The organism is Burkholderia sp. HI2761, from assembly GCF_002223355.1.
Taxonomy (GTDB): Bacteria; Pseudomonadota; Gammaproteobacteria; order Burkholderiales; family Burkholderiaceae; genus Burkholderia.
Window position 1 is genome coordinate 204,333 of sequence record NZ_NKFN01000002.1, and the last position, 21,107, is coordinate 225,439.

The 21,107-nt window shown below is 67.4% G+C and carries 23 protein-coding genes and 1 tRNA gene; 13 read left to right on the plus strand and 11 right to left on the minus strand.

The annotated features are described in order from the left end of the window. The first annotated feature begins 1 nt into the window (after window position 1). Both CFB46_RS05105 and metF read left to right on the plus strand, forming a co-directional pair. Window positions 2-355, plus strand: a complete 354-nt coding sequence (locus tag CFB46_RS05105; protein ID WP_027783248.1) for a phage holin family protein — start codon at window positions 2-4, stop codon at window positions 353-355. Window positions 356-389: 34 nt separating this feature from the next. After that, window positions 390-1,220 carry a methylenetetrahydrofolate reductase [NAD(P)H] gene (gene metF / locus CFB46_RS05110; RefSeq protein WP_027783249.1) on the plus strand — a complete coding sequence of 277 codons (831 nt, stop codon included), beginning with the start codon at window positions 390-392 and terminating at the stop codon, window positions 1,218-1,220. Between the two features lie 97 nt (window positions 1,221-1,317). Here the strand turns inward: metF and CFB46_RS05115 are convergent, their stop codons facing one another. Beyond that, complete coding sequence (locus tag CFB46_RS05115) at window positions 1,318-2,796, minus strand: amidase (protein WP_089499462.1); 1,479 nt, start codon at window positions 2,794-2,796, stop codon at window positions 1,318-1,320. Window positions 2,797-2,876: 80 nt separating this feature from the next. Beyond that, window positions 2,877-3,569 (minus strand): dienelactone hydrolase family protein, encoded by a 693-nt coding sequence (locus CFB46_RS05120; RefSeq protein ID WP_089499426.1) that lies wholly within the window; start codon window positions 3,567-3,569, stop codon window positions 2,877-2,879. A gap of 223 nt (window positions 3,570-3,792) precedes the next feature. On the opposite strand from CFB46_RS05120, the gene CFB46_RS05125 reads away from it, so the two are divergent. Together CFB46_RS05125 and CFB46_RS05130 are read left to right on the plus strand one after the other, a co-directional pair. Beyond that, a complete protein-coding gene (locus CFB46_RS05125) occupies window positions 3,793-4,872 on the plus strand; it encodes an NAD(P)H-dependent flavin oxidoreductase (protein ID WP_089499427.1) in 1,080 nt (359 codons plus the stop codon). 437 nt (window positions 4,873-5,309) lie between these two features. Beyond that, on the plus strand, window positions 5,310-6,452 hold the full coding sequence (locus tag CFB46_RS05130) for a branched-chain amino acid ABC transporter substrate-binding protein (protein WP_027783253.1): 1,143 nt from the start codon (window positions 5,310-5,312) through the stop codon (window positions 6,450-6,452). An 88-nt stretch (window positions 6,453-6,540) separates the two neighbouring features. Here CFB46_RS05130 and CFB46_RS05135 read toward each other — a convergent pair whose 3' ends face one another. Continuing rightward, complete coding sequence (locus CFB46_RS05135) at window positions 6,541-7,758, minus strand: MFS transporter (protein ID WP_089499463.1); 1,218 nt, start codon at window positions 7,756-7,758, stop codon at window positions 6,541-6,543. Window positions 7,759-7,999: 241 nt separating this feature from the next. Here CFB46_RS05135 and CFB46_RS05140 point away from each other — a divergent pair, with 241 nt between their 5' ends. The 3 genes from CFB46_RS05140 to CFB46_RS05150 all read left to right on the plus strand — a co-directional run bounded on the left by CFB46_RS05140 (window position 8,000) and on the right by CFB46_RS05150 (window position 10,711). After that, window positions 8,000-8,659 carry a HugZ family pyridoxamine 5'-phosphate oxidase gene (locus CFB46_RS05140; protein WP_089499428.1) on the plus strand — a complete coding sequence of 220 codons (660 nt, stop codon included), beginning with the start codon at window positions 8,000-8,002 and terminating at the stop codon, window positions 8,657-8,659. Window positions 8,660-9,017: 358 nt separating this feature from the next. After that, window positions 9,018-9,311, plus strand: coding sequence for an H-NS histone family protein (locus tag CFB46_RS05145; protein WP_006491875.1), 294 nt, complete (start codon window positions 9,018-9,020; stop codon window positions 9,309-9,311). Between the two features lie 242 nt (window positions 9,312-9,553). Next, window positions 9,554-10,711, plus strand: a complete 1,158-nt coding sequence (locus tag CFB46_RS05150) for a cation diffusion facilitator family transporter (RefSeq protein WP_089499429.1) — start codon at window positions 9,554-9,556, stop codon at window positions 10,709-10,711. A gap of 66 nt (window positions 10,712-10,777) precedes the next feature. On the opposite strand, the gene CFB46_RS05155 is transcribed toward CFB46_RS05150, so the two are convergent. The 3 genes from CFB46_RS05155 to CFB46_RS05165 all read right to left on the minus strand — a co-directional run bounded on the left by CFB46_RS05155 (window position 10,778) and on the right by CFB46_RS05165 (window position 12,628). Continuing rightward, complete coding sequence (locus CFB46_RS05155; protein ID WP_006477376.1) at window positions 10,778-11,248, minus strand: Lrp/AsnC family transcriptional regulator; 471 nt, start codon at window positions 11,246-11,248, stop codon at window positions 10,778-10,780. Window positions 11,249-11,327: 79 nt separating this feature from the next. Further along, on the minus strand, window positions 11,328-11,987 hold the full coding sequence (locus CFB46_RS05160) for an exonuclease (RefSeq protein ID WP_027783257.1): 660 nt from the start codon (window positions 11,985-11,987) through the stop codon (window positions 11,328-11,330). Continuing rightward, window positions 11,984-12,628, minus strand: a complete 645-nt coding sequence (locus CFB46_RS05165; protein WP_089499430.1) for an MBL fold metallo-hydrolase — start codon at window positions 12,626-12,628, stop codon at window positions 11,984-11,986. The genes CFB46_RS05160 and CFB46_RS05165 overlap by 4 nt, the downstream gene beginning before the upstream one ends. Before the next feature lie 655 nt (window positions 12,629-13,283). Here CFB46_RS05165 and CFB46_RS05170 point away from each other — a divergent pair. Beyond that, on the plus strand, window positions 13,284-13,895 hold the full coding sequence (locus CFB46_RS05170) for a septal ring lytic transglycosylase RlpA family protein (protein ID WP_027783259.1): 612 nt from the start codon (window positions 13,284-13,286) through the stop codon (window positions 13,893-13,895). A 78-nt stretch (window positions 13,896-13,973) separates the two neighbouring features. On the opposite strand, the gene rsmI is transcribed toward CFB46_RS05170, so the two are convergent. Further along, on the minus strand, window positions 13,974-14,852 hold the full coding sequence (gene rsmI / locus CFB46_RS05175) for a 16S rRNA (cytidine(1402)-2'-O)-methyltransferase (protein WP_089499431.1): 879 nt from the start codon (window positions 14,850-14,852) through the stop codon (window positions 13,974-13,976). A gap of 46 nt (window positions 14,853-14,898) precedes the next feature. Here rsmI and CFB46_RS05180 point away from each other — a divergent pair, with 46 nt between their 5' ends. The 5 genes from CFB46_RS05180 (at window position 14,899) to CFB46_RS05200 (ending at window position 17,355) form a co-directional block, all read left to right on the plus strand. Further along, a complete protein-coding gene (locus tag CFB46_RS05180) occupies window positions 14,899-15,327 on the plus strand; it encodes a YraN family protein (protein ID WP_027783261.1) in 429 nt (142 codons plus the stop codon). A 126-nt stretch (window positions 15,328-15,453) separates the two neighbouring features. Beyond that, window positions 15,454-16,038: an SIS domain-containing protein gene (locus CFB46_RS05185; RefSeq protein WP_027783262.1), complete on the plus strand. Its 585-nt coding sequence runs from the start codon at window positions 15,454-15,456 to the stop codon at window positions 16,036-16,038. Between the two features lie 17 nt (window positions 16,039-16,055). After that, on the plus strand, window positions 16,056-16,856 hold the full coding sequence (locus CFB46_RS05190) for a BON domain-containing protein (RefSeq protein ID WP_027783263.1): 801 nt from the start codon (window positions 16,056-16,058) through the stop codon (window positions 16,854-16,856). Further along, window positions 16,853-17,215 carry a c-type cytochrome gene (locus CFB46_RS05195; RefSeq protein ID WP_089499432.1) on the plus strand — a complete coding sequence of 121 codons (363 nt, stop codon included), beginning with the start codon at window positions 16,853-16,855 and terminating at the stop codon, window positions 17,213-17,215. The genes CFB46_RS05190 and CFB46_RS05195 overlap by 4 nt, the downstream gene beginning before the upstream one ends. A 64-nt stretch (window positions 17,216-17,279) precedes the next feature. After that, window positions 17,280-17,355 (plus strand) — tRNA-Ala (locus CFB46_RS05200). 118 nt (window positions 17,356-17,473) lie between these two features. Here CFB46_RS05200 and CFB46_RS05205 read toward each other — a convergent pair. The 4 genes from CFB46_RS05205 to CFB46_RS35820 form a co-directional block, all read right to left on the minus strand. Further along, window positions 17,474-17,884, minus strand: coding sequence for a hypothetical protein (locus tag CFB46_RS05205; RefSeq protein ID WP_227789683.1), 411 nt, complete (start codon window positions 17,882-17,884; stop codon window positions 17,474-17,476). A 20-nt stretch (window positions 17,885-17,904) separates the two neighbouring features. Continuing rightward, complete coding sequence (locus CFB46_RS05210; RefSeq protein WP_089499464.1) at window positions 17,905-19,296, minus strand: enolase C-terminal domain-like protein; 1,392 nt, start codon at window positions 19,294-19,296, stop codon at window positions 17,905-17,907. Between the two features lie 62 nt (window positions 19,297-19,358). Further along, on the minus strand, window positions 19,359-20,699 hold the full coding sequence (locus tag CFB46_RS05215; protein WP_089499434.1) for an MFS transporter: 1,341 nt from the start codon (window positions 20,697-20,699) through the stop codon (window positions 19,359-19,361). A gap of 214 nt (window positions 20,700-20,913) precedes the next feature. Next, a complete protein-coding gene (locus CFB46_RS35820; protein WP_179235042.1) occupies window positions 20,914-21,099 on the minus strand; it encodes a hypothetical protein in 186 nt (61 codons plus the stop codon). Between the last annotated feature and the right edge of the window lie 8 nt (window positions 21,100-21,107).

Genomic DNA, 21,107 nt, shown 5'->3' on the forward strand with positions numbered 1-21,107 from the left:
CATGAGCCTCATCCTCACCTGGGTCATCAACGCGCTCGCGTTGCTGATCATCACGTACCTCGTGCCGTCGATCCACATCAAGAGCTTCGGCACCGCGCTGATCATCGCGGTCGTGCTCGGGCTGATCAACACGGTGATCCGGCCGGTGCTGATCCTGCTGACGCTGCCCGTCACGATCGTCACGCTCGGGGTGTTCATCCTCGTCGTGAACGCGCTGTGCTTCTGGTTCGCGTCGTCGCTGCTGAAGGGCTTCGAGGTGTCGGGGTTCTGGTCCGCGTTCTTCGGTTCGATCCTGTACAGCATCGTGTCGTGGCTGCTGTCCGCCCTGATCTTCGGCCAGCGCGACATCGGCTGAGGGCGGGCGGGTTGAGGCCCAACCCCATCGAATCATGAAACCGATCGAACTCTCGTTTGAATTCTTCCCGCCGAAGACGGCGGACGGCGTCGAAAAGCTGCGCGCCACGCGCGCGCAGCTGCTGCCGCTGAAGCCGAAATTCGTCTCCGTGACGTTCGGCGCCGGCGGATCGACGCAGCAGGGCACGCTCGACACCGTGCTCGACATGCAGAAGGACGGCCTCGAGGCCGCCCCGCACCTGTCGTGCATCGGCTCGTCGCGCGACAGCCTGCGCGCGATTCTCGACCAGTACCGTTCGCACGGCATCCGGCACATCGTCGCGCTGCGCGGCGACCTGCCGTCGGGGATGGGCGCGGTCGGCGAGCTGCGCTATGCGTCCGAGCTCGTCAGCTTCATCCGCGCCGAGCATGGCGACTGGTTCCACATCGAGGTCGCGGGCTACCCGGAGTACCACCCGCAATCGCGCTCGCCGAAAGCCGATCTCGAGAATTTCGCGCGCAAGGTGAAAGCCGGCGCGAATTCCGCGATCACGCAGTACTTCTTCAACGCGGACGCGTATTTCCGCTTCGTCGACGATGCGCGCAAGCTGGGTGTGGACGTGCCGATCGTGCCGGGCATCATGCCGATCACGAACTTCTCGCAGCTGATGCGCTTCTCCGAGATGTGCGGCGCCGAAGTGCCGCGCTGGGTCGCGCGCCGGCTCGAGAGCTTCGGCGACGATCGCGAGTCGATCCGTGCGTTCGGCGCGGACGTCGTCACGAGCCTGTGCCAGCGCCTGATCGACGCGGGCGTGCCGGGGCTGCACTTCTACACGCTGAACGCAGCGGTCGCGACGCGCACGATCTGCGAACGGCTCGCGGTGTAAGCGCCGTCACGCGGTTGCATGCTTAAAAGCCCCGCCGGTTCGTGCCGGTGGGGCTTTTTTATCGTGAAGCGTGACGCGCGGCGAAAACGTGCGCGCGTCAGCGCTGCGCCTGCATCAGCGGCGGGCGGCGGTCGAACCACGGCCGCGCCTGTTCGAGCTGCCGCGCAAGCTTGAGCAGCAACGCTTCGTCGGCGTGGCGCGCGGCGAACTGCACGCCGATCGGCAGCCCGCGCGCATTCCAGTACAGCGGCACCGACATCGCCGGCTGGCCGGTCAGGTTGAACAGCTCGGTGCAGCCGGCCCAGGCGAACGCCTTCTCCGACGACTTCGCGAGCATTTCCTTCAGCAACGGCTTCACCGGCAGCGCGGCGAGCAGCTTCATCTGCGCGGATTCGAACGGCGTCGGCTGCAATTCGCCGATCTTCACCGGCGGCCCGGCGAGCGACGCGCACAGGATCGCGTCGTAGCGCGACACGAGACCGGCGACCTGCACGGTGAGCTGGCGCTGCCATTCGAGCACGTCGGGCAGCCGCGTGCGCGCAAGGCGGCGGCCGACCACGGCCATCGCCCACGTCGCGGCCTCGAATTCGCCGCGCCGCGGCGTGCGGCCGGTCAGTTCGCGCGCGCCCAGCACCATTTCCTCGGCGATCGTCGCCCACAGCGTCAGGAAGGTTTCGGCCGCGCGCGCGTAGTCGATTTGCAGCGTCGCCGGCTCGACGTGATGGCCGAGCGATTCGAGCAGCGCGGCTGCGTCGTCGAGCGCCGCGCGCGTATCGTCGGCGAGCGCCGGCGCGAGCATCGGATCGACGACGAGGCCGATCCGCAGCGGGCCGGGCGGTGTGTCGAGCGCGCCGAGGAAGGTGCCGGGCGCGCCGGGCGGCAGGGTCTGACCGGTCGTCACGTCGAGCAGCAGCGCACTGTCGCGCACGCTGCGCGACACCGCGTGCTGGACGACGAGTTCGCCGTTCGACGGCAGGTCGACGAGCACCGAGTTGCGGCTCGGCTTCAGGCCGAACAGCCCGCAGCACGACGCCGGAATGCGGATCGAGCCGCCGCCGTCGGACGCATGCGCGAGCGGCACGATGCCGGCCGCGACGGCGGCCGCCGCGCCCCCGCTCGAACCGCCGGGCGTGTGATCGAGGTTCCACGGGTTGCGGCACGCACCGAACAGTTCCGGTTCCGTGTACGGCATCTGGCCGATCTCGGACGTGTTGGTTTTGCCGAACACGTTGAGGCCCGCCGCGCGGCTGCGCGCGATCACCGGAGAATCGTCGGCCGGCACGAAGTAACGGTAGTGCCGGCTGCCCATCGACAGCGGCAGCCCGGCGACCGCCGCGCCGAGATCCTTGACGAGATACGGGACGCCCGCGAACGGCGCGTCGGCGCCCGGCTCGGGCGCGGCCGCCGCACGCTCGCGCGCGGCTTCGTAGTCCTGCAGCACGATCGCGTTGATCGCGCCGTTGACCGCTTCGGCCTGACCGATCGCGGCGTCGAGCAGTTCGCGCGGGCTGGCGTGGCGGTCGCGCACGAGCGCGGCGAGGCCGATTGCGTCGTGCGCGAGATAGTCCGAGTGCATCGCGGTCACCCCCGTGTGACTCGTGGCGATGGTGCGAGCATAACGCGGGCCCGGCGTGGCGAGCCCGCGGCCGTGCCTTTTTAAAGGTGCTCGGCGAGGAAGGTCAACGTGCGGCCGTGCGCGAGCGCCGCCGCGCGCTGGTTGTACGAGGCGCGGTCCGTGCAGTTGAAGCCGTGCTCGGCGCCCGGGTAGACGTGGAACGACGCATCGCCGTGGCCGGCGAACGCGGCCTTCACCTGGTCGACGGCGGTGAGCGGAATGCCGTGGTCGTTTTCCGCGTAGTGGAACAGGATCGGCTGCGTGACCTGGCCGGCGAGATCGAGCGCGTTCTGGATGCCGCCGCCGTAATAGGCGACCGCCGCGTCGAGCTTGCCGGTCGCCGCCGCGCGGTACGCGATCTGGCCGCCGAAGCAGTAGCCGATCGCGGCGAGCTTGCCGCTCACTTCGGGGCGTGCGCGCAACGCGTCGGCCGCCGCGCCGATGTCCGCGACCGCGAGACCCACGTCGGTCTTCTTCATCAGCTCGATGCCCTTGTCGCGATCCGCGCCCTCGTAGGTCAGCTCGACGCGCGGCTGCGTGCGCCAGAACACGTCCGGCGCGAGCGCGACGAAGCCGTCGGCCGCGTACTGGTCGGCGACCGCACGGATGTGCGAGTTCACGCCGAAGATCTCCTGGATGATGATGACGGCAGGGCCCTTGCCGCGCTTGGGCAGTGCGAGATAGCCGCCGAAGCTGTCGTTACCGGTCGGGATGTCGATCCATTGGGCAGTCACGTTCTGAACTCCTGGCGTGCGGGGTGCGCGAGGCGCCCCGGGGGTAAAAAGAGGGCGGCCTAGTGTGCCACCAATCGTGCTGTGCTGCAGCGCGCGCGGCCGCTTCTCGCGCAGCGATCGTTTCGATCTCGATTATTCATTTTTCGGCGCCGCGCCGCTTCGATAGAGTCGATGTGTCGGCCTTTACAAAGCGCTTTCGCGCATCGTCATCGAAGGATTCGCCATGTCTTCCCGCTCGTTTTCCACGCCCTTTTCCGAACGCTTCGGCTTGCGCCTGCCGCTCGTGCAGGCGCCGATGGTCGGCGCGACCACGACCGCGATGGTCGCGGCCGCGTCGAATGCCGGTGCGCTCGGCAGCCTCGGCGCCGGCGCGCTCGCGCCCGAGCGCCTCGCGGCCGAAGTCGCCGCGATCCGCGCGGCGACCGATCGCCCGTTCGCGATCAACCTGTTCGTGCTGCCCGACGTCGCGCCCGATGCGGCGACGCTCGCGCGCGCACTGGCGGCGATCGACCCGCTGAACGCGACGCTCGGCTTGCCGCCGGGCACGGCGCCGGCGCGCTACGCACCCGATTTCCGCGCGCAGCTCGATGCGCTCGTCGCGCTGCGCGTGCCGGTCGCGAGCTTCACGTTCGGCGTGCTCGACGCGGCCGACGTCGCGCGCCTGAAAGCCGTCGGCACGTATGTGATCGGCACGGCGACGCACGTGGCCGAAGGGCTCGCGTGGCAGGCGGCCGGCGCCGACGCGCTGTCCGCGCAGGGCGCCGAGGCGGGCGGCCATCGCGGCACCTTCATCGGTTGCGCCGACGATGCGCTGATCGGCACGTTCGCGCTCGTCCCGCAGCTCGCCGACGCGACGGGCCTGCCCGTGCTTGCCGCGGGCGGGATCATGGACGGCCGCGGCATCGCGGCCGCGCTCGCGCTCGGCGCGCAGGGCGCGCAACTCGGCACCGCGTTCCTCACGTGCGCGGAAAGCGCGATCGCGGCGGACTGGAAGGCGCGGCTGCTCGCGAGCGCCGATACGTCGACGCAGGTCACGCGCGCGATCACCGGCCGTCATGCACGCGGGCTGCGCAACACGCTGATGGCGCGGCTCGGCGAGCACGTGGCCGACGCCGCACCGTATCCGGTGCAGAATGCGCTGACCCAGCCGCTGCGCCAGGCCGCCGCGCGCGCGAACGACGGCGACTACCTGTCGCTGTGGGCCGGACAGGGCGCGCCGCTCGCGCGGCGGCGCGGCGATGCGCTGACGACGTCGCAGCTGGTCGCCGCGCTCGACGCGGAATGGCGTGCATCGGCCGCCTGAACGCTGCTTCATCCGCCGCAACCGTCGATATCGGGCGGCGAAACGCGCGTGGTGTCACGCGCGTTTCATTCAATGATCACGGGCATAAAATACCGAATCGAAATGCCCCGTGAATAGGTCGAAACGACCTTTCGAAAGTATGCCGGGAATTAGCGGAAACCCTTATCCGCCGGGGCTTGCAGCGTTATTCGAGTCATCCTTCCAAAGCATGCATATCGGTAGTGTTACCACTACCCCAAAAAAGTCCCACAAATTAATTTGATCACCTACACTTGCGCGCAAGTACGGGCGGGCAGCTGCTAAAAGCGGCGGTTTTCACGTACTTGAGGCCAAGTGCATGAACGATGCAACCGGCGAATCGTCCAGTGATGGCAAACACGGGGATGGCAGCGGGGCACCGGGCGATGGCGTTTTTTGGGACCGAACTGGAGACTTACATGAATATCAAGATGCAAAAGCTGTTGCCGATCACCGCAGCGGCGATGCTGTGTGCTGCAGCTGCAAGCAACGCGTCCGCCGATCAAGTCGTCAAGATCGGCCACGTCGCGCCGTTGACGGGCGGCATTGCACACCTGGGCAAGGACAACGAAAACGGCGCACGTCTCGCGGTCGAGGAAATCAACGCGAAGGGTCTCACGATCGGCGGCCAGAAGATCACGCTGCAACTCGACCCGCAGGATGACGCCGCCGACCCGCGGCAGGCGACGCAGGTTGCGCAGAAGCTCGTCGACGACAAGGTCGTCGCGGTGGTCGGCCACCTGAACTCGGGCACGTCGATCCCGGCCTCGAAGATCTACAGCGATGCGGGCATCGTGCAGATTTCGCCGTCGGCGACCAACCCGGTGTACACGCAGCAAGGCTTCAAGACCACGTACCGCGTGGTGGCGACCGATGCGCAGCAGGGCCCGGCACTGGCGAACTATGCGCATTCGAAGGGCATCAAGAGCGTGGCGGTGGTCGACGATTCGACCGCTTACGGCCAGGGTCTCGCGAACGAATTCGAGAAGAAGGCGAAGGCGCTCGGCCTGAAGGTGATGTCGCATGACGCGACGAACGACAAGGCGGTCGACTTCCGCGCGATTCTGACGAAGATCAAGGGCGAGAACCCGGACGCGATCATGTACGGCGGCATGGACGCCACCGGCGGCCCGTTCGCGAAGCAGGCGAAGCAGCTCGGCCTGCGCGCGAAGATCTTCGCGGGCGACGGCGTGTGCACGGAGAAACTGGCCGATCTGGCCGGCGACGCGACCGACAACATCGTGTGCTCGGAAGCCGGTGCTTCGCTCGAGAAGATGCCGGGCGGCAGCGCGTTCAAGGCGAAGTACGAGAAGCGCTTCGGCCAGCCGATCCAGATCTACGCGCCGTTCACGTATGACGCCGTGTACATCATCGCCGACGCGATGAAGCGCGCGAACTCGACGGACCCGGCGAAGATCCTCGCGGCGATGCCGGCGACGAAATACACGGGCGTGATCGGCACGACGACCTTCGATTCGAAGGGCGACCTGCAGCACGGCGTGATTTCGCTGTACAACTACAAGAGCGGCAAGAAGTCGCTGCTCGACGAAGTGAAGATGTAACGCAACGAGCGGTCGACAGGAGGGTGAAAGCGCGCATGCGGCAACGCATGCGCGCTTTCTTTTTGGGCCGGCGTGCGCCGCCGCGCCGTCAGATCTTCAGGTGCGCGAGCACCTTCGGTGCGACGAACGCGACGAGCGCCGCGCACAGGGCGACGACCGACAGGCCGATCGTCAGGTTCGCGGCCTGCGCGACCGCGCCGATCACGACCGGACCGAACAGCAGTCCGAAATACGCGAGCCCGGCCACGTGCGCGAGCCCTTCGGCCGCATGGATGCCTTTCACGCGCGCGGCGGCCGCGAACAGCACGGGCATCATGTTGGCCAGCCCGAGGCCCATCAGCGTGAAACCGGTCAGCACCGCGACCGGATTCGGCAGCAGCAGCGCGCCGATCATCCCCGCGCACGCGAGCGACGCGCTCGCGAACACGAGCTGCGGCGCGCCGAAGCGGGCGCGCACGGCGTCGCCCGCGAAGCGCGCGATGGCCATCCCGCCCGAGAACGCCGCGTACGCGGCGCTCGCGAGCGCCGGGCTCGCCGCGACGACGTCGCGCATGTAGACCGTCGCCCAGTCGTACATCGCGCCTTCGGCGATCAGCGCGACGAGCGCGATGCCGCCGAGCATCCACAACGCGGGCGAGCGCCAGCGGTTGCCGCCGCCGTGCGCCTGTTCGTGATGCGGCACGTGCGGCAGCACGGCCGGGCTCGCGACCACGAGCACCGTGGCGCACACCGCCGCCGCGAGCGCGAGATGCGCGACCGGCGCCATGCCGGCCGACAGCAGTGCGCCGCCGGCCGCCGCGCCGGCCATCCCGCCGATGCTGAACATGCCGTGCAGCGACGACATGATCGGCTTGCCGAGCGCGATTTCGACCGCGCTGGCCTCGGCGTTCATCGCGACGTCGAGCGTCGCCATCGAGAAGCCGAACAGCGCGAGCACCGCGAGCAGCATCCAGTAGTCGGGCACGACGAGGATCAGCGCCGCGCACGCGGACATCACGAGCCCGCCGACGAGGCAAGCGGTGCGCGAGCCGACGCGCGCGATCCAGCGCGCGATGGTCAGCATCGCGGCGATCGACCCGCCGGCGACCGCGAACAGCGCGATCGACAGCAGCCCGGGGCTCAGCGCGAACTTGTCGCGCACGGTCGGCACGTGCACGCCCCACGACGCGTACATCATGCCGGCGACGAAGAACAGCGCCATCGACGCCGTGCGCGCACGCTGGCGGGCCGGCAGCGGCAGCACGCGATGCGCGTCGGGCGGCGCGGCGAACGGGGACGACGATTCGGGGGAGGAGGATTCGGACACGGGAAGGCTCGTCGGGAAAATGCGCGGGCGCACACGGCGCCCGGCGGATTTGTCCGATTCTATCGAACCGCTTACGTTTCTGCCGGGCGATGGCCGTTCGGTCGATGCTCGGGCGGTCGAGCCATCCCGCGGCGGCGGCCCGGTGTCGCATTGGCCGTTCGGCCGATGCGACGCGTGCGGCGAGCGCGGGTAACATCGAAGCCATGCCCGAGGCACCGCCTTTCGACCGCAGGAGTTCCTCTTGAACATCGATCCCGCCTTCGCCCTGCATCTGCTGCACCGCTGCGCGCTCGGCACGCTCGCCACCCATGCGCGCGAACCGCAGGGGTTCCCGTATCCGACGGTCGTGCCGTTTGCACCGGATGCAAGCCATCGGCCCGTGATCCTGGTGAGCGGCCTGGCCGAGCACACGCGCAATCTCGCCGCCGATCCGCATGCGGGTTTCCTCGTCGTCGATGCCAATGACGGCGATGTCCTGAACGCCGAGCGCGCGACGCTGCTGGGCCGGTTCGTGCCGCTCGGCGACGATCCGCACGTTACCGCGCGTTACCTGCGCTACGAACCGGACGCCGCGCGCTATCTCGCGCTCGGCGATTTCGCGTTCTGGGCGCTCGAGATCGAGCGGCTGCGCTATATCGGCGGGTTCGGACGGATGGGCTGGGTCGACGGCACGCATCTCGATGCGCTGCCGCCGCTCGCGTTCGACGACGAACAGGCGCTGTGGCGTGCCTACGAAGCGGGCCACGCACACCGCGACGGGCTCGACCTGCTCGGCGTCGATCGCCATGGCGCGGACTGGCGATGCGACGGGCGCCGCGTGCGCACGCCGTTCGAGTCGCCGTCGGCCGATATCGGTGTGCTGCGCGAGCGGCTGATCGCCTGCGCGAAGAATGTGACGTGACGTCGCGGTTCAGTGATTTGTCCGTTTAGCAAACCGCGTCATGTGGTTTTCGCAAAACTGTCGTCCGATGAAAGCTTTGATTTTTTGAAAGCAGGGTAATTGCGTATATTGATAGACCTAATAGCCAATCGCTAATGTCCTAATCTCTATGCAGGAGCGTAAAAATTTGAGAAAAGGCCGCGGCCGGTCAAAATGACATGTGCGAATTACAATTGGTCTCGGGATTTTCGTGAATCTCGCTTCTATCAAATCTTTTTTGTGCTAATCTCTGCCTTCGAAAATCCGAGGCACATATATTTCATGAATGGTGAGCTGGCTCAGACCGGCGCCATTGGTCAGATAGATAGAAAGGGAAACTATGTCTTCTTACAAGGACCTGCTGGCCCAGCGGGAGAAGCTGGAGAAGCAAATCGAAGAAGCGAAGTCGCGTGAATACGCTGAAGTGCTGAATGACGTGAAGCAGAAAATTGCCGACTACGGCTTTTCGCTCGCCGAACTCGGTCTCAGCCGCGCGAAGGCCGGCAAGGTCGGTCGCCCGCGCGCAGGCGTGGCGGCAAAATACCGCGATCCGGAAACGGGCGCGACGTGGTCGGGTCGTGGCAAGCCGCCGCGCTGGATCGCCGGCAAGAACCGCGAACAGTTTGCGATTTAAACGTTCGTTTAGGTTGCCCGCTCTTCAGAAGAGCCGCGTGTCCGTCGAGGAGCGCGGCTTTTTTGTTTTCCGGACGCCGGCAAGGCCGCTGTGCCGTCATGAAAATGTAAGTGTGTCATGTGAATGAAAATGCGACACGTTCGCATAAGCGATTGATTTAAATGAGAAATTTGTGGGTACTGGAAGGGCTCGCGGGGCGCCTTTGATAGAATTACGTCCCGCACACCGATATCTCATATTTCATGTCCACGTTTTCCGCCGACGCGCAGAGCGCAGATAAGCACGCAGTTGCGCGCAAGAGCACGCTCGTCAGTATTGTCCTGAATGTCGTGCTTGCGACATTTCAGATCGCCGTCGGCGTGATTGCGCATTCGCAGGCATTGATTGCTGACGGTGTGCATTCGATTTCCGATTTGATCTCGGATTTTGTCGTGCTGGTTGCGAATCGGCATAGCGGCGCATCGCCGGACGCCGACCACAATTACGGCCATAGCCGCTACGAGACGGTCGCGTCGCTGTTTCTCGGCGCGATCCTGATTGCGGTCGGTATCGGCATGCTCTGGCGCGCCGGCGACCGCCTCGTTAATCTCGAAAACATTCCGGCCGTGCATTTTTCCGCGCTGATCGTTGCGCTGACGGTGCTCGTGTCGAAGGAAGCGCTGTTTCGCTACATGCTGCGCGAAGCGCGGCGCGTGCGCTCGGCGATGCTCGTCGCCAACGCGTGGCATGCGCGTTCGGATGCCGCGTCGTCGCTCGTCGTCGCGATCGGCATCGTCGGCAGCCTGGCCGGTGTGCGGCTGCTCGATCCGATCGCCGCGGCGATCGTCGGCTTCATGGTCGCGCGCATGGGCTGGACGTTCGGCTATGACGCGTTGCAGGACCTCTCCGACCGCGCGCTCGATACGGCCGACACGGCCGAGATCCGCGCGCTGCTCGCCGCGACGCCCGGCGTACGCGACGTGCACGACCTGCGCACGCGCAAGATGGGCGATGCCGCGCTCGTCGATGCGCACATCATCGTCGATCCGAAGATCTCCGTCTCCGAAGGGCATTACATCGCCGAGACCGCGCGGGCGCGCGTGCTGTCCGACCCGCGCGTGCTCGATGCGCTGATCCATGTCGACCCGGAGAACGACGCGGCGCGCCGTCCGGCGCTCGCGCTGCCGCCGCGCGACGAACTCGTGGCCCGGCTCGAGGCCGCGCTCGCGCAGCGCGGGCTGCGCGCCGCGGCGATCAATCTGCATTACCTGAGTACGGGCCTCGAGGTCGACGTGACGCTCGACAGCGACCCGCGCGACACCGATGCGGCGCTGGCCGGCCGGCTCGACGTCGAGACGCTGAAGCGCGAGTTCGGCGCGCGCCGGATCGGCTTCACGCGCACGTTGCCCGTGCAGACGTGACCGGCGGCCGGCGGCCGGCAGCCGACAACCGCGAGCGCGGTCGGCCTCAGGCGGCAGGCCCGCGCGTTACAGCGGCAGTTGCGTGTCGAACTTGATTTCGCGCAGCACGACGCTCGTGCGCACCTGCGACACGGCCGGGATCTTGAAGATGCGTTCGTGCAGGAACACGTCGTAGGCCTTGATGTCCGGCGCGACGATCTTGAGGATGTAATCGGCTTCGCCGGTCGTGCTGTAGCACTCGGTGACTTCCGGGCAGGTCGCGATCTCGCGCTCGAACTGCTCGACGCCGCCTTCGTTGTGACGCGTCAGGTGCACGTGCGCGAGCGCGCAGACGTGCAGGCCGAGCTTCTCGCGATCGAGCAGCGCCGTGTAGCGCTGGATCACGCCTGACTGTTCCATGTCCTTGATGCGGCGCCAGCACGGTGTGCTCGACAGCCCGACCTGGTCGGAGATTTCCTGAACGGAACGGCGCGCGTCGAGCTGCAACAGGCGAAGGATTTTTTGCGAAAAGGAATCGAGCGTCACCTGCGCCTCCATGCGGCAGCTACAACACGCTGAATGTTAGAGGGCCGGGGAAGGAAAGGCAATCTGGCGACGCGCTGTTGAGCGGGATTCGCTAATTTGCTCGCGGATCCGTGGGATTTTGTCCCGCCCCCGCGCTTTCCGACCGATCGGTATCCGACACGGCCAGGCCCGCGAGCGCGGCCTGCTGACGGCGCAGGTCGGCGAGCATGTTGCAGAACAGCGCGCCTTGCTCGATCGCATCGTCGAGTGCGACGTGCGTGTGCGGATGGTCGTCGAACCAATGCTTCGGAAAGCGCGGCTTGATCGCCTTGCGGTACGGCAGGCCCGTCATCGCGAACGCGAGCGTCTTGATGTCGAGCGCCGACCACGAGAACGGGCAGCGCCCCGCGAAATGCATCATGTACCAGAACATGAACGTGAAATCGAAGCCGGCCGGCATCGCGACGAACACCGGCTTGCCGGGCAGCGCCTCGACCCATTCGACGTAGGCGACCAGCGCCGCCTCGGGCGTCTGCAGGTCGCGCCGGCATGCGGCCCAGGCTTCGGGTTCGGTCTTCCACCAGGCTTCCTGCACCGGGTGCGCGTGCGCGCCGGGCAGGGTCTCGAGGTTTGCCGAAAACGTCGCGATCAGTTGCTTGTCCTCGGTATAGGCGGCCGAGGCGAAGCTCAGCATCGAGTGCGGGCCGGGAATCGGGCCATCGGCCTCGACGTCGGTGCTGACGTAGATTTCGGGGATGGCGGTCTGGTTCATCCAAATACCTTGTCGGACACGAACGGGTTCGTGCGGCGCTCGTCGCCGAACGTCGATACCGGACCGTGACCGGGCACGAACGTGACGTCGTCGCCGAGCGGCCACAGTTTTTCCTTGATCGAACGGACGAGATCCTCGTGATTGCCGCGCGGGAAATCGGTCCGGCCGATGGAGCCCGCGAACAGGACGTCGCCGACGATCGCGACGCGATGTGCACGGCTGAAGAACACGACGTGGCCGGGCGTGTGGCCCGGGCAGTGATAGACCTCGAGCGTCTCGTCGCCGAACTGCACGGTGTCGCCGTCGTTCAGCCACTGGTCGGGCTCGAAGATGTCGGCGGCCGGAAAGCCGAAGCGTTCGCTCTGCGTCGGCAGTTTCTCGATCCAGAAGCGTTCCTCTTCCTGAGGCCCCTCGATCGGCACGCCGTAGCGCGTCGCGAGCGTCTTCGCGCCCGCGCAGTGATCGATGTGCCCATGCGTGAGCAGCACCTTCTCGACCTGCACGTTCTGCCGCACGACTTCCTGTTCGATCCGGTCGAGATCGCCGCCCGGATCGACGACGGCGGCGCGGCCCGTCTTCTCGCAGACGAGCAGCGAGCAGTTCTGCTGGAACGGCGTGACCGGAATGAGCGTGACTTTCATGGGAGCACCGGCGGCTAAAAGGAGCGATTGTACCGGTCGAGCGCGCGGCCTGCCGTGCGTGCGATGCATGGCGCGGCGCGCCGATGAGGGCTTTCCCCGAGCATGCCGATTGTTACAGCCATAGCGAGAATCAATGGTCCGCCGGGGGCGCTTTTCGAGACAAGGTTTTGGTTTATGTATAATGCGCCCCATTGCGCGTGAATTTCACGCAATTCGCTGGTGTTTCGGCCCCGTTAAACGAGGCATCCGATTCACCGTCAAGCATCGGCCGCCGGGAAGTCCGGCGGTGTATCCAGCACCGAGCATTCGGTGCTCACGTCTTGTCCGGCCGGGCGCTGCGCGCCCGCCTGCGGCCCTGCTGCCGCGCCGCCGGATGAGGCCTGTGCCGCCGTTCCTGTGCGTTGGTCGTATCGACGCGCGCGAACGTGAAGCCATGTTCGATGGCGGCATGTGGGGTCTGGTCAGGCTGTTGGGGACAGGTTGCGCCAGACGTGAAAGCTAATCAGGACGGTTGCGGCCTAGACGAATGCCGCGCCCATGCTAGCCGCCTGCTCGCACTCGAGCCGGGCGTGCACGCATTTGCCGTCCGGGGCGCATCTCTGCGTTGTGAAGCAGCGTTGTATCGATGCGGCCCGAACCAGAAGGCGACACGTCGATGAATTTACGTTTTCCGAGCCGATTCGGAACCATTGCATTGTTTTTTGCGCTGACGGGCTGTGCGGTGCCACCCAGCCAGACCACCGGCAGCGTGAGCCAGAAGAAGGCGGTCGACAAGACGGCCGCTGCCGCGAAGGCGGACGACGACAAGCAGCCGCTCAGCTTCGATTCCGCGCTGGCATCGATGCCGGCTGCCGACAGCAAGGACGCGAAGAAGTCGTCGCTGGCGGACGCCGAGCCGATCGACGGCAAGGATGTGTCCGATTTCCGCCAGACCGGCCGCGCATCGTGGTACGGGCGGGATTTCCACGGCCGCCGCACCGCGAACGGCGAGCGCTTCAACATGAACGCGTTCACCGCCGCGCACCGCACGCTGCCGCTGTCGTCGTACATCAAGGTGACGAACGCATCGACCGGCAAGTGGGTCGTCGTGAAGGTCAACGATCGCGGGCCGTTCAAGCGCGGCCGCGTGCTCGACCTGTCGTATGCGGCGGCCAAGGTGATCGGCCTCGTGCACGCCGGCACGGGCCGCGTGAAGATCGAAGGGCTGTCGCCGCAGGAAGCGCGCGAGGCGCGCGACGAAATGTTCGCGTCGATCTCGGCGAAGTAACGCGGCGGATCGTCCGCTCGTGCACAAAGGGCTGCCTTCCGGCAGCCCTTTGTCGTTTTCGCGCGCCGGCGGCGCGCGTCAGCCTTCCTTCAGCGCGAGCGCACGTGCATACAGCGTGTTGCGCGACGCGCCCGTCAGCGCGGCCGCGAGCTTGGCCGCACTCTTCACCGGCACTTCCCCCAGCAGCAGCCTGAGCAGCGCGTCGTGCGCGGTGTCGTCGGCTTCGCCGCTTGCCGCCGGCGCGCCTTCGACGACCAGCACGAACTCGCCGCGCTGCCGGTTCGGATCGCCGGCGAGCCAACTCTGTCCTTCGGCCAGGGTGCCCTGGAACAACTGCTCGTGTAGCTTGGTGAGCTCGCGCGCGATCAGCAGCCGGCGCGCGGGGCCGAACGCGTCGGCGAGTGCGGTGACGGTTTCGGTGATCCGGTGCGGCGCTTCGTAGAACACCAGCGCGTACGGGTGCGACGCCAGCGCCTGCAGCGCGGTCGCGCGCTGCTTCGCCTTCGGCGGCAGGAAGCCCGCGAACGTGAACGCGCCGGCCCAGTCGCCGGCCACGCTCAGCGCGGTCACGGCCGCGCTCGGGCCCGGCAGCGGAACCACCGTGAAGCCGGCGGCACGCACGGCGTCGACGAGCCGTGCGCCGGGGTCCGAGATGCCGGGCGTGCCGGCGTCCGACACGTAGGCCACGCGTTCGCCTCCGCGCAGCAGTTCGATCACGCGCTGCGCGGCTTCGCGTTCGTTGTGCTCGTGCACGGCGACGAGCGGTTTCGAGATCCCGTAGCGGGCGAGCAGCTGGCCCGTGTTGCGGGTGTCTTCGGCCGCGATGCGGTCGGCGAGGCCGAGCACGTGCAGCGCGCGCAGCGTGATGTCGGCCGTATTGCCGATCGGCGTGGCGACCACGTAGAGCGCGGCGTCCGGGTAGTGCTGCGTATGCGCGAGTTCGAGGAGGGCAGTCATGGCAGGCAATGCACGCAATCGCGGCACGAACGGAACAAGGACGGCATTGTGCCACGCGGCGCCGGCCCGGCCGGATGGCGCGCGCGGCCGGCTGCGTTCGGGCGACAACTTTTCGGGCGCGGCGCGATCCAAACCGGTCGGCGCGGCGTTCGAGCAGCGCGCGCGGCAGTTTCTCGAGCGCCGTGGCCTCGGGTTCGTCGCCGCGAACGTGACGATGCGCGGCGGCGAGCTCGATCTCGTGATGCGCGAGCCCGACGGCATGCTCGTCTTCGTCGAGGTGCGCGCACGGCGCAGCACCCGGCATGGCGGCGCGGCCGCGAGCGTCGGCTGGCGCAAGCGGCGCCGTCTGGTCGCGGCCGCGTTGCAGTTCTGGGCGCGACACGGCGCCGGCGCCGCGTGCCGTTTCGACGTCGTCGCGTTCGAGGCCGGGCGGCTTGCGTGGCTGCGTGACGCATTTCGTACCGACGATGCGTAGCCGCGAGCTGTGACGAGATGTAAAGAGTTCTTGCCGGACCCCCGGAGAGGGCGCCGGAGTACGGTAAACTCGCCGCACCCACGATGTCGCGCGAGTTGTGCCGCGCGCCCAGTTCACCAGGAATCGATGTCAGTCGAACGTATTCAGCAACAATTCCGCGACAGCGCCGCGCTTCATGCCGAAGCGGCCGACGCGCTGTCGCTGCCGATCGCAGCCGCGGTCGATGCGATGTTCGCCGCACTGGCGAACGGCAACAAGATCATCGCGTGCGGTGACGGCCCATCGGCCGCCGCCGCGCAGTATCTCGCCGCGTCGCTGGTCGGCGGTTTCGAGCGCGAGCGTCCGGGCCTGCCCGCGATCGCGCTGGCCACCGACGCGTCGCAGGCCGGCCTCGCGGGCGCGGCAGCCGTCGAGCAGTTGTTCGCGCAGCAGGTGCGCGTGCTGGGCCAGACGGGCGACATCCTGCTGGTGCTCGACGCGGGCGGCGCGTCGCCGCGCGTGCTCGCCGCGATCGACGAGGCGCACGAGCGCGAGATGACCGTCGTCGCCTTGACGGGCGGCAGCGACCACACGGTCGCGGCCGCGCTGTCCGACACCGATATTCCGATCAGCGTGCCCGCCGTTCGCGCGGCGCGTATCCACGAAGTCCATCTGCTGACCATCCACTGCCTGTGCGACGGCATCGACGCGATGCTGCTGGGTGAGGATTGAACGAAGGAGAGCCGTCGATGAATCAAAGCCGCGTCAAACAGACGCTCGTCAGAACCACGCTGCTCGCCGCGCTGACGGCGGGCCTCGCCGTGTCGCTGCAGGGTTGTGTGCTCGGGGTCGTGGGCGCAGCGGCCGGCGGCGGCGCGCTGATCGCGACCGATCGCCGTACGCTCGGCGCGCAGACCGAGGATCGCGAGATCCAGGTCAAGTCGCTCACGCAGATCAACAACGGGCTGCCGGACCAGTCGCACGTGAACGTGACGGTGTTCAATCGTCGCGTGCTGCTGACGGGTGAAGTGCCGAACGATGCGTCGAAGCAGCGCGCCGAGGAAATCGTGCGCGGCATCAACAACGTGAACGGCATCGTCAACGAGCTGTCGGTCGAGCCGGCGTCGTCGCTGTCGTCGCGTGCGAACGATTCGTACCTCGAAGGGCGCGTGAAGTCGGAGCTGATCGCGACGAAGGGCATCTCGGCGAACTACTACAAGGTCGTCAGCGAACGCGGCAATCTTTATCTGATGGGCCTCGTGACGGTGGATGAAGGCAATCGCGGTGCGGAAGCCGCGAGCCAGGTGCCGGGCGTCGAGAAGGTCGTGAAGGTGTTCCAGTACGTGAAGCCGCAGGACGCGCAGGCGCTGCAGGACGCGTCGCCCGCGAGCGGCGCATCCGCCGCGCAGGCGGCCGCCGCACCGTCGGACAGCGCGACGGTCGGCGCGGTGCCTGACGCGTCGGTGCAGTCCGCGCCGCTGCAGCCGCCCGCGCCGATCTCGAATTCGTCGAACGTGCATCCGGGCAATCCGAAGGCGAAGGCGCAATGACGGGCATGCAGACGAAGCAGATGAAACGATGGACGGTGCGGGGCGCCGCGGCTGCGGCGCTCGTGGCCGGCACGCTGGGTGTCGCGCACGCGGACGTCGGCGACGGCCTGAAGGTGGCCCGCAGCAACGCGTGCATGGGCTGCCACGCGGTCGACCGCAAGCTCGTCGGCCCGTCGTTCAAGGATATCGCCGCGCGCTACAAGTCGGATCCGCAGGCCGTCGCGAAGCTGTCGAAGAAGGTGAAGGACGGCGGCTCGGGTGTCTGGGGCGCGATTCCGATGCCTGCGCATCCGCGCATGAGCGACGCCGACGTCCGTTCGGTGGTCGAATGGGTGCTGGCGGGGGCGCCGTCGAAGTGATGCGTGAGCTAGGGGGAACCCTATTGCCAGGCGTGGAAATGCGTGTGTATGATGGTCGACTGTTGGGGCGGTAGCTCAGCTGGGAGAGCGTCGCGTTCGCAATGCGAAGGTCGGGAGTTCGATCCTCCTCCGCTCCACCAACGGAATTCGAAGGGCTCGATCGCAAGATCGGGCCCTTTTGTTTTTTGCGGAATCTGTGACGACAGGCAGCGCCTGCACACTGCGCTCGGCACGGCACGGCGCGACGATCGACGGTGACTACGTCACCAGCCCCTGCACAAACCTGAACGTCGGCACCGACAGCGCGGCGAGCCCCACCGTGATGGCCGCGAGAACCGCCGTTCTCCTCCGCAGCAGCGCGCAGACGACGATCGACAGCGCGCAAAACGCGCCGGTCAGCAGGATCAGCCACCAGAGCGTCGTATAACCCGCACCGCCTTCGAAATTCGATACGTTCCGCGTGATCCGGGTCGCGACATAGCCGGCGACGGTCATGCTCGCGGGCAGACAGAGCACCGAATACAGCACGAAGACGATGACTTGCCGCGGTGTCGGATCGGATGACGTCATGGAGAGCGTTCTTTGCGGGTGGGCGACGGCGCCCGACCGTCCGCCGCGCGGACCGATCCGGGCAGCCGGCAGGATGCGGCCGTTTTCCGCGTTTGACAACCGCCTCCCGTCACCCCGCCCTAAACCCTCCCGAAACTCGGCCGCTTCGGATCGTACGTCCACCCCGGCACCAGATAGCGCATCGCGACCGCGTCATCGCGCGCCGTGCCGCCCACCTCTTTGTACAGCGCATGCGCGGCCTCGACCTGCGCCATGTCCAGCTCGATCCCGAGCCCCGGCCGTTCCGGCACGGCCACCTTGCCGCCGACGATCCTGAGCGGCTCGCGCGTAAGCCGCGCATCGCCTTCCTGCCAGATCCAGTGCGTATCGATCGCGGTGATCGTGCCGGGGGCGGCCGCCGCCGCATGCGTGAACATCGCGAGCGACACGTCGAAGTGGTTGTTCGAGTGCGAACCCCACGTGAGCCCCCAGTCGCGGCACAGCTGCGCGAGCCGCACCGAGCCCTGCATCGTCCAGAAATGCGGATCGGCGAGCGGGATGTCGACCGCCTGCAGCCGCACCGCATGATCCATCTGCCGCCAGTCGGTCGCGATCATGTTGGTCGCGGTCGGGATCCCCGTCGCGCGGCGGAATTCGGCCATCGTCTCGCGGCCCGAATAGCCGCCTTCCGGCCCGCACGGATCTTCCGCATACGCGAGCAGGTGGCCTTGCCCGCGGCACAGCGCGACGGCTTCGTCGAGCGACCACGCGCCGTTCGGGTCGAGCGTCGCACGCGCGTCGGGAAAGCGCGCCTTGATTGCCGCGATCGCTTCCATCTCGTCGGCGCCGGCCATCACGCCGCCCTTCAGCTTGAAATCGGCGAAACCGTAGCGCTCGACGGCGGCTTCGGCCTGCCGCGCGATCGCGGCCGGCGTCATCGCCGCTTCGTTGCGCAGCCGGAACCAGGCGTCCGACGCAGAGGCTTCGTCGCGATACGGCAGATCGGTGCGGCGCTGGTCGCCGATATAGAACAAATACGCGAGCATCGGCACCGCGTCGCGCTGCTGGCCTTCGCCGAGCAGCGCCGCGACCGGCACGTCGAGGTGCTGGCCGAGCAGATCGAGCAGCGCGGCCTCGATCGCGGTGATCACGTTGTCGAGCCGCAGGTTGATCTCGTGCGGCTGGCGCAGCACCGCGGCCTCGCCGGCCGAGGTCACTTCGTGGCGGATCGTGCGCCCGGCGCCCGCGCCCGACAGCCCCGCGCGCACCGCGTTGAGCGTTGCCTGATAGCGTCCGATCGACTGCCCGACCACGAGATCCGTCATGCGCTCGAGCGCCTGGCGGATGCCTTCGCCGCCCGGCACTTCGCCGACGCCCGTATGCCCGCTGCTGTCGTCGAGGATCACGAGGTTGCGCGTGAAGTACGGCGCGTGCGCGCCGCACAGGTTGAGCAGCATGCTGTCGCGGCCGGCGACGGGAATCACCTGCATGCGCGTGACGCGCGGGGTGCCGGCACGGCTGGGTTCGGACATCGGTTCGCTCCTGGTTCCGGTGGCGTGCGGGCCGCCGGACGCGCCGGCGCGGCCCGCGCCGTTCATTGAAGCTCGACGCGGCGGATCTCGCCGACGACGAACAGGTAGCAGATCACGGCGACGAGCGCATGCGCGACGACATACACGAGCGCGCCGTTGAACGAGCCGCTGCGGTCGACGATATAGCCGATCGCGATCGGCGTCGTGATGCTGGAAAGATTGCCGCACGTGTTGAGCAGCGCGCCGCTCAGGCCCGCGATCTGGCGCGGCGCGGTATCGGCGTTGACGGCCCAGCCGAGCGCGCCGAGCCCCTTGCCGAAGAACGACAGCGCCATGGACACCACGACGAGCACGTGCGAATCGGTGTAATTGCAGACGATCATCGACATCGACAGCAGCATGCCGATCACGATCGGCACCTTGCGCGCGACCGACAGCGACCGCCCCTGCTTGAGCAGCGCATCGGACACGACGCCGCCGAGAATCCCGCCGAGGAACCCGCATACGGCGGGGATCGACGCGACGAGTCCCGCGTTGAGGATCGACATCCCGCGCGCCTGCACGAGATAGACGGGGAACCACGTGATGAAGAAGTAGGTGAGCGCGTTGATGCAGTACTGCGCGACGTACACGCCGACCAGCATCCGGTTTCTCAGCAGCGCCTTCACGTGGCGCATCGACGGGCCGCCGTCGCGCGCGCCCGTCGCCTGGTCGATGTTGACGAGCGCACCGCCTTCGGCGAGGTAGTCGAGTTCCGCGCGGTTGATGTTCGGGTGGTCCTTCGGGTCGTACATCGTGCGGTTCCACACCAGCACGAACGCGAAGCCCAGCACGCCCATCACCGCGAACACCGACTGCCAGCCGAACGCGTGCACGAGCCAGCCCATCAGCGGCGCGAACACGACGGTCGCCGCATACTGCGCGGCGTTGAAGATCGCCGACGCGGTGCCGCGCTCGGGCGCCGGGAACCACGCGGACACGATCCGGCTGTTGGCGGGGAACGACGGCGCCTCGGCCGCGCCGACCAGGAAGCGCAGCCCGAACAGCAGCGCGAACGCGGCCGCACCGCCGAAGAAGCCGATCCCGCCTTGCAGCAGCGTGAACAGCGACCAGAAGAAGATGCTGAATGCGTAGACGATGCGCGAGCCGTAGCGGTCGAGCAGCCAGCCGCCCGGCAGTTGCGCGATCACGTACGACCAGCCGAACGCGGAAAAGATGAAGCCCATCTGCACGTGGCTCAAGTGCATCGAGCGGGCGAGCGCCGGGCCCGCGATCGCGATCGCGGCGCGATCCGCGTAATTGATCGTCGTGATCGCGAACAGGACGGCCAGCACCAGCCAGCGTACGCGGGTGCGCCGGGCCGTTGCCGACGCGGACGCCGGCAGCGCGTGAAGCGGATTCATGACTTGTCTCCTCCGAAGGGCGGAAGGTGCCGTCGTGCGGCAGGCGCGTCGGGTGCGCGCGTTGTGTGTGTAGATGCCGCCGGCGGGAGGCCGGGCACCGGACGCCGATGCAGGCGGAGCGTCCCGGCCCATTCTGTCATGTCGAAATTTGCGCTTTCATGCCAATTGCTGACTTGATCGATTCAGTATTTGAATCGATCGAACCGGTGCATGGTCATGCGCGCGCGTCGTCCGTGTCGCCGCCGGGGTGGCGCGCCACGTGCCGCGCGAGAAACGCGATGGCGGCACTGGGAGTATCGCCGCACTGCGCACGCGGCTCGCCGACCATGCCGCCGTGCAGTTCGCGCATGCGATCGAGGAGAAGCTGCCGCGGCGGGCGTCGTCGGCGTTCGAAGGGCATATATCGCT

Coding starts and splice junctions, on each gene's coding strand:
- CFB46_RS05105 (WP_027783248.1), top strand. CDS start 2: ATGAGCCTCATCCTCACCTGGGTCATCAACGCGCTCGCGTTGCTGATC.
- metF (WP_027783249.1), top strand. CDS start 390: ATGAAACCGATCGAACTCTCGTTTGAATTCTTCCCGCCGAAGACGGCG.
- CFB46_RS05115 (WP_089499462.1), bottom strand. CDS start 2,796: ATGCACTCGGACTATCTCGCGCACGACGCAATCGGCCTCGCCGCGCTC.
- CFB46_RS05125 (WP_089499427.1), top strand. CDS start 3,793: ATGTCTTCCCGCTCGTTTTCCACGCCCTTTTCCGAACGCTTCGGCTTG.
- CFB46_RS05130 (WP_027783253.1), top strand. CDS start 5,310: ATGAATATCAAGATGCAAAAGCTGTTGCCGATCACCGCAGCGGCGATG.
- CFB46_RS05145 (WP_006491875.1), top strand. CDS start 9,018: ATGTCTTCTTACAAGGACCTGCTGGCCCAGCGGGAGAAGCTGGAGAAG.
- CFB46_RS05150 (WP_089499429.1), top strand. CDS start 9,554: ATGTCCACGTTTTCCGCCGACGCGCAGAGCGCAGATAAGCACGCAGTT.
- CFB46_RS05155 (WP_006477376.1), bottom strand. CDS start 11,248: ATGGAGGCGCAGGTGACGCTCGATTCCTTTTCGCAAAAAATCCTTCGC.
- CFB46_RS05160 (WP_027783257.1), bottom strand. CDS start 11,987: ATGAACCAGACCGCCATCCCCGAAATCTACGTCAGCACCGACGTCGAG.
- CFB46_RS05165 (WP_089499430.1), bottom strand. CDS start 12,628: ATGAAAGTCACGCTCATTCCGGTCACGCCGTTCCAGCAGAACTGCTCG.
- CFB46_RS05170 (WP_027783259.1), top strand. CDS start 13,284: ATGAATTTACGTTTTCCGAGCCGATTCGGAACCATTGCATTGTTTTTT.
- rsmI (WP_089499431.1), bottom strand. CDS start 14,852: ATGACTGCCCTCCTCGAACTCGCGCATACGCAGCACTACCCGGACGCC.
- CFB46_RS05185 (WP_027783262.1), top strand. CDS start 15,454: ATGTCAGTCGAACGTATTCAGCAACAATTCCGCGACAGCGCCGCGCTT.
- CFB46_RS05190 (WP_027783263.1), top strand. CDS start 16,056: ATGAATCAAAGCCGCGTCAAACAGACGCTCGTCAGAACCACGCTGCTC.
- CFB46_RS05195 (WP_089499432.1), top strand. CDS start 16,853: ATGACGGGCATGCAGACGAAGCAGATGAAACGATGGACGGTGCGGGGC.
- CFB46_RS05210 (WP_089499464.1), bottom strand. CDS start 19,296: ATGTCCGAACCCAGCCGTGCCGGCACCCCGCGCGTCACGCGCATGCAG.
- CFB46_RS05215 (WP_089499434.1), bottom strand. CDS start 20,699: ATGAATCCGCTTCACGCGCTGCCGGCGTCCGCGTCGGCAACGGCCCGG.
- CFB46_RS35820 (WP_179235042.1), bottom strand. CDS start 21,099: ATGCCCTTCGAACGCCGACGACGCCCGCCGCGGCAGCTTCTCCTCGAT.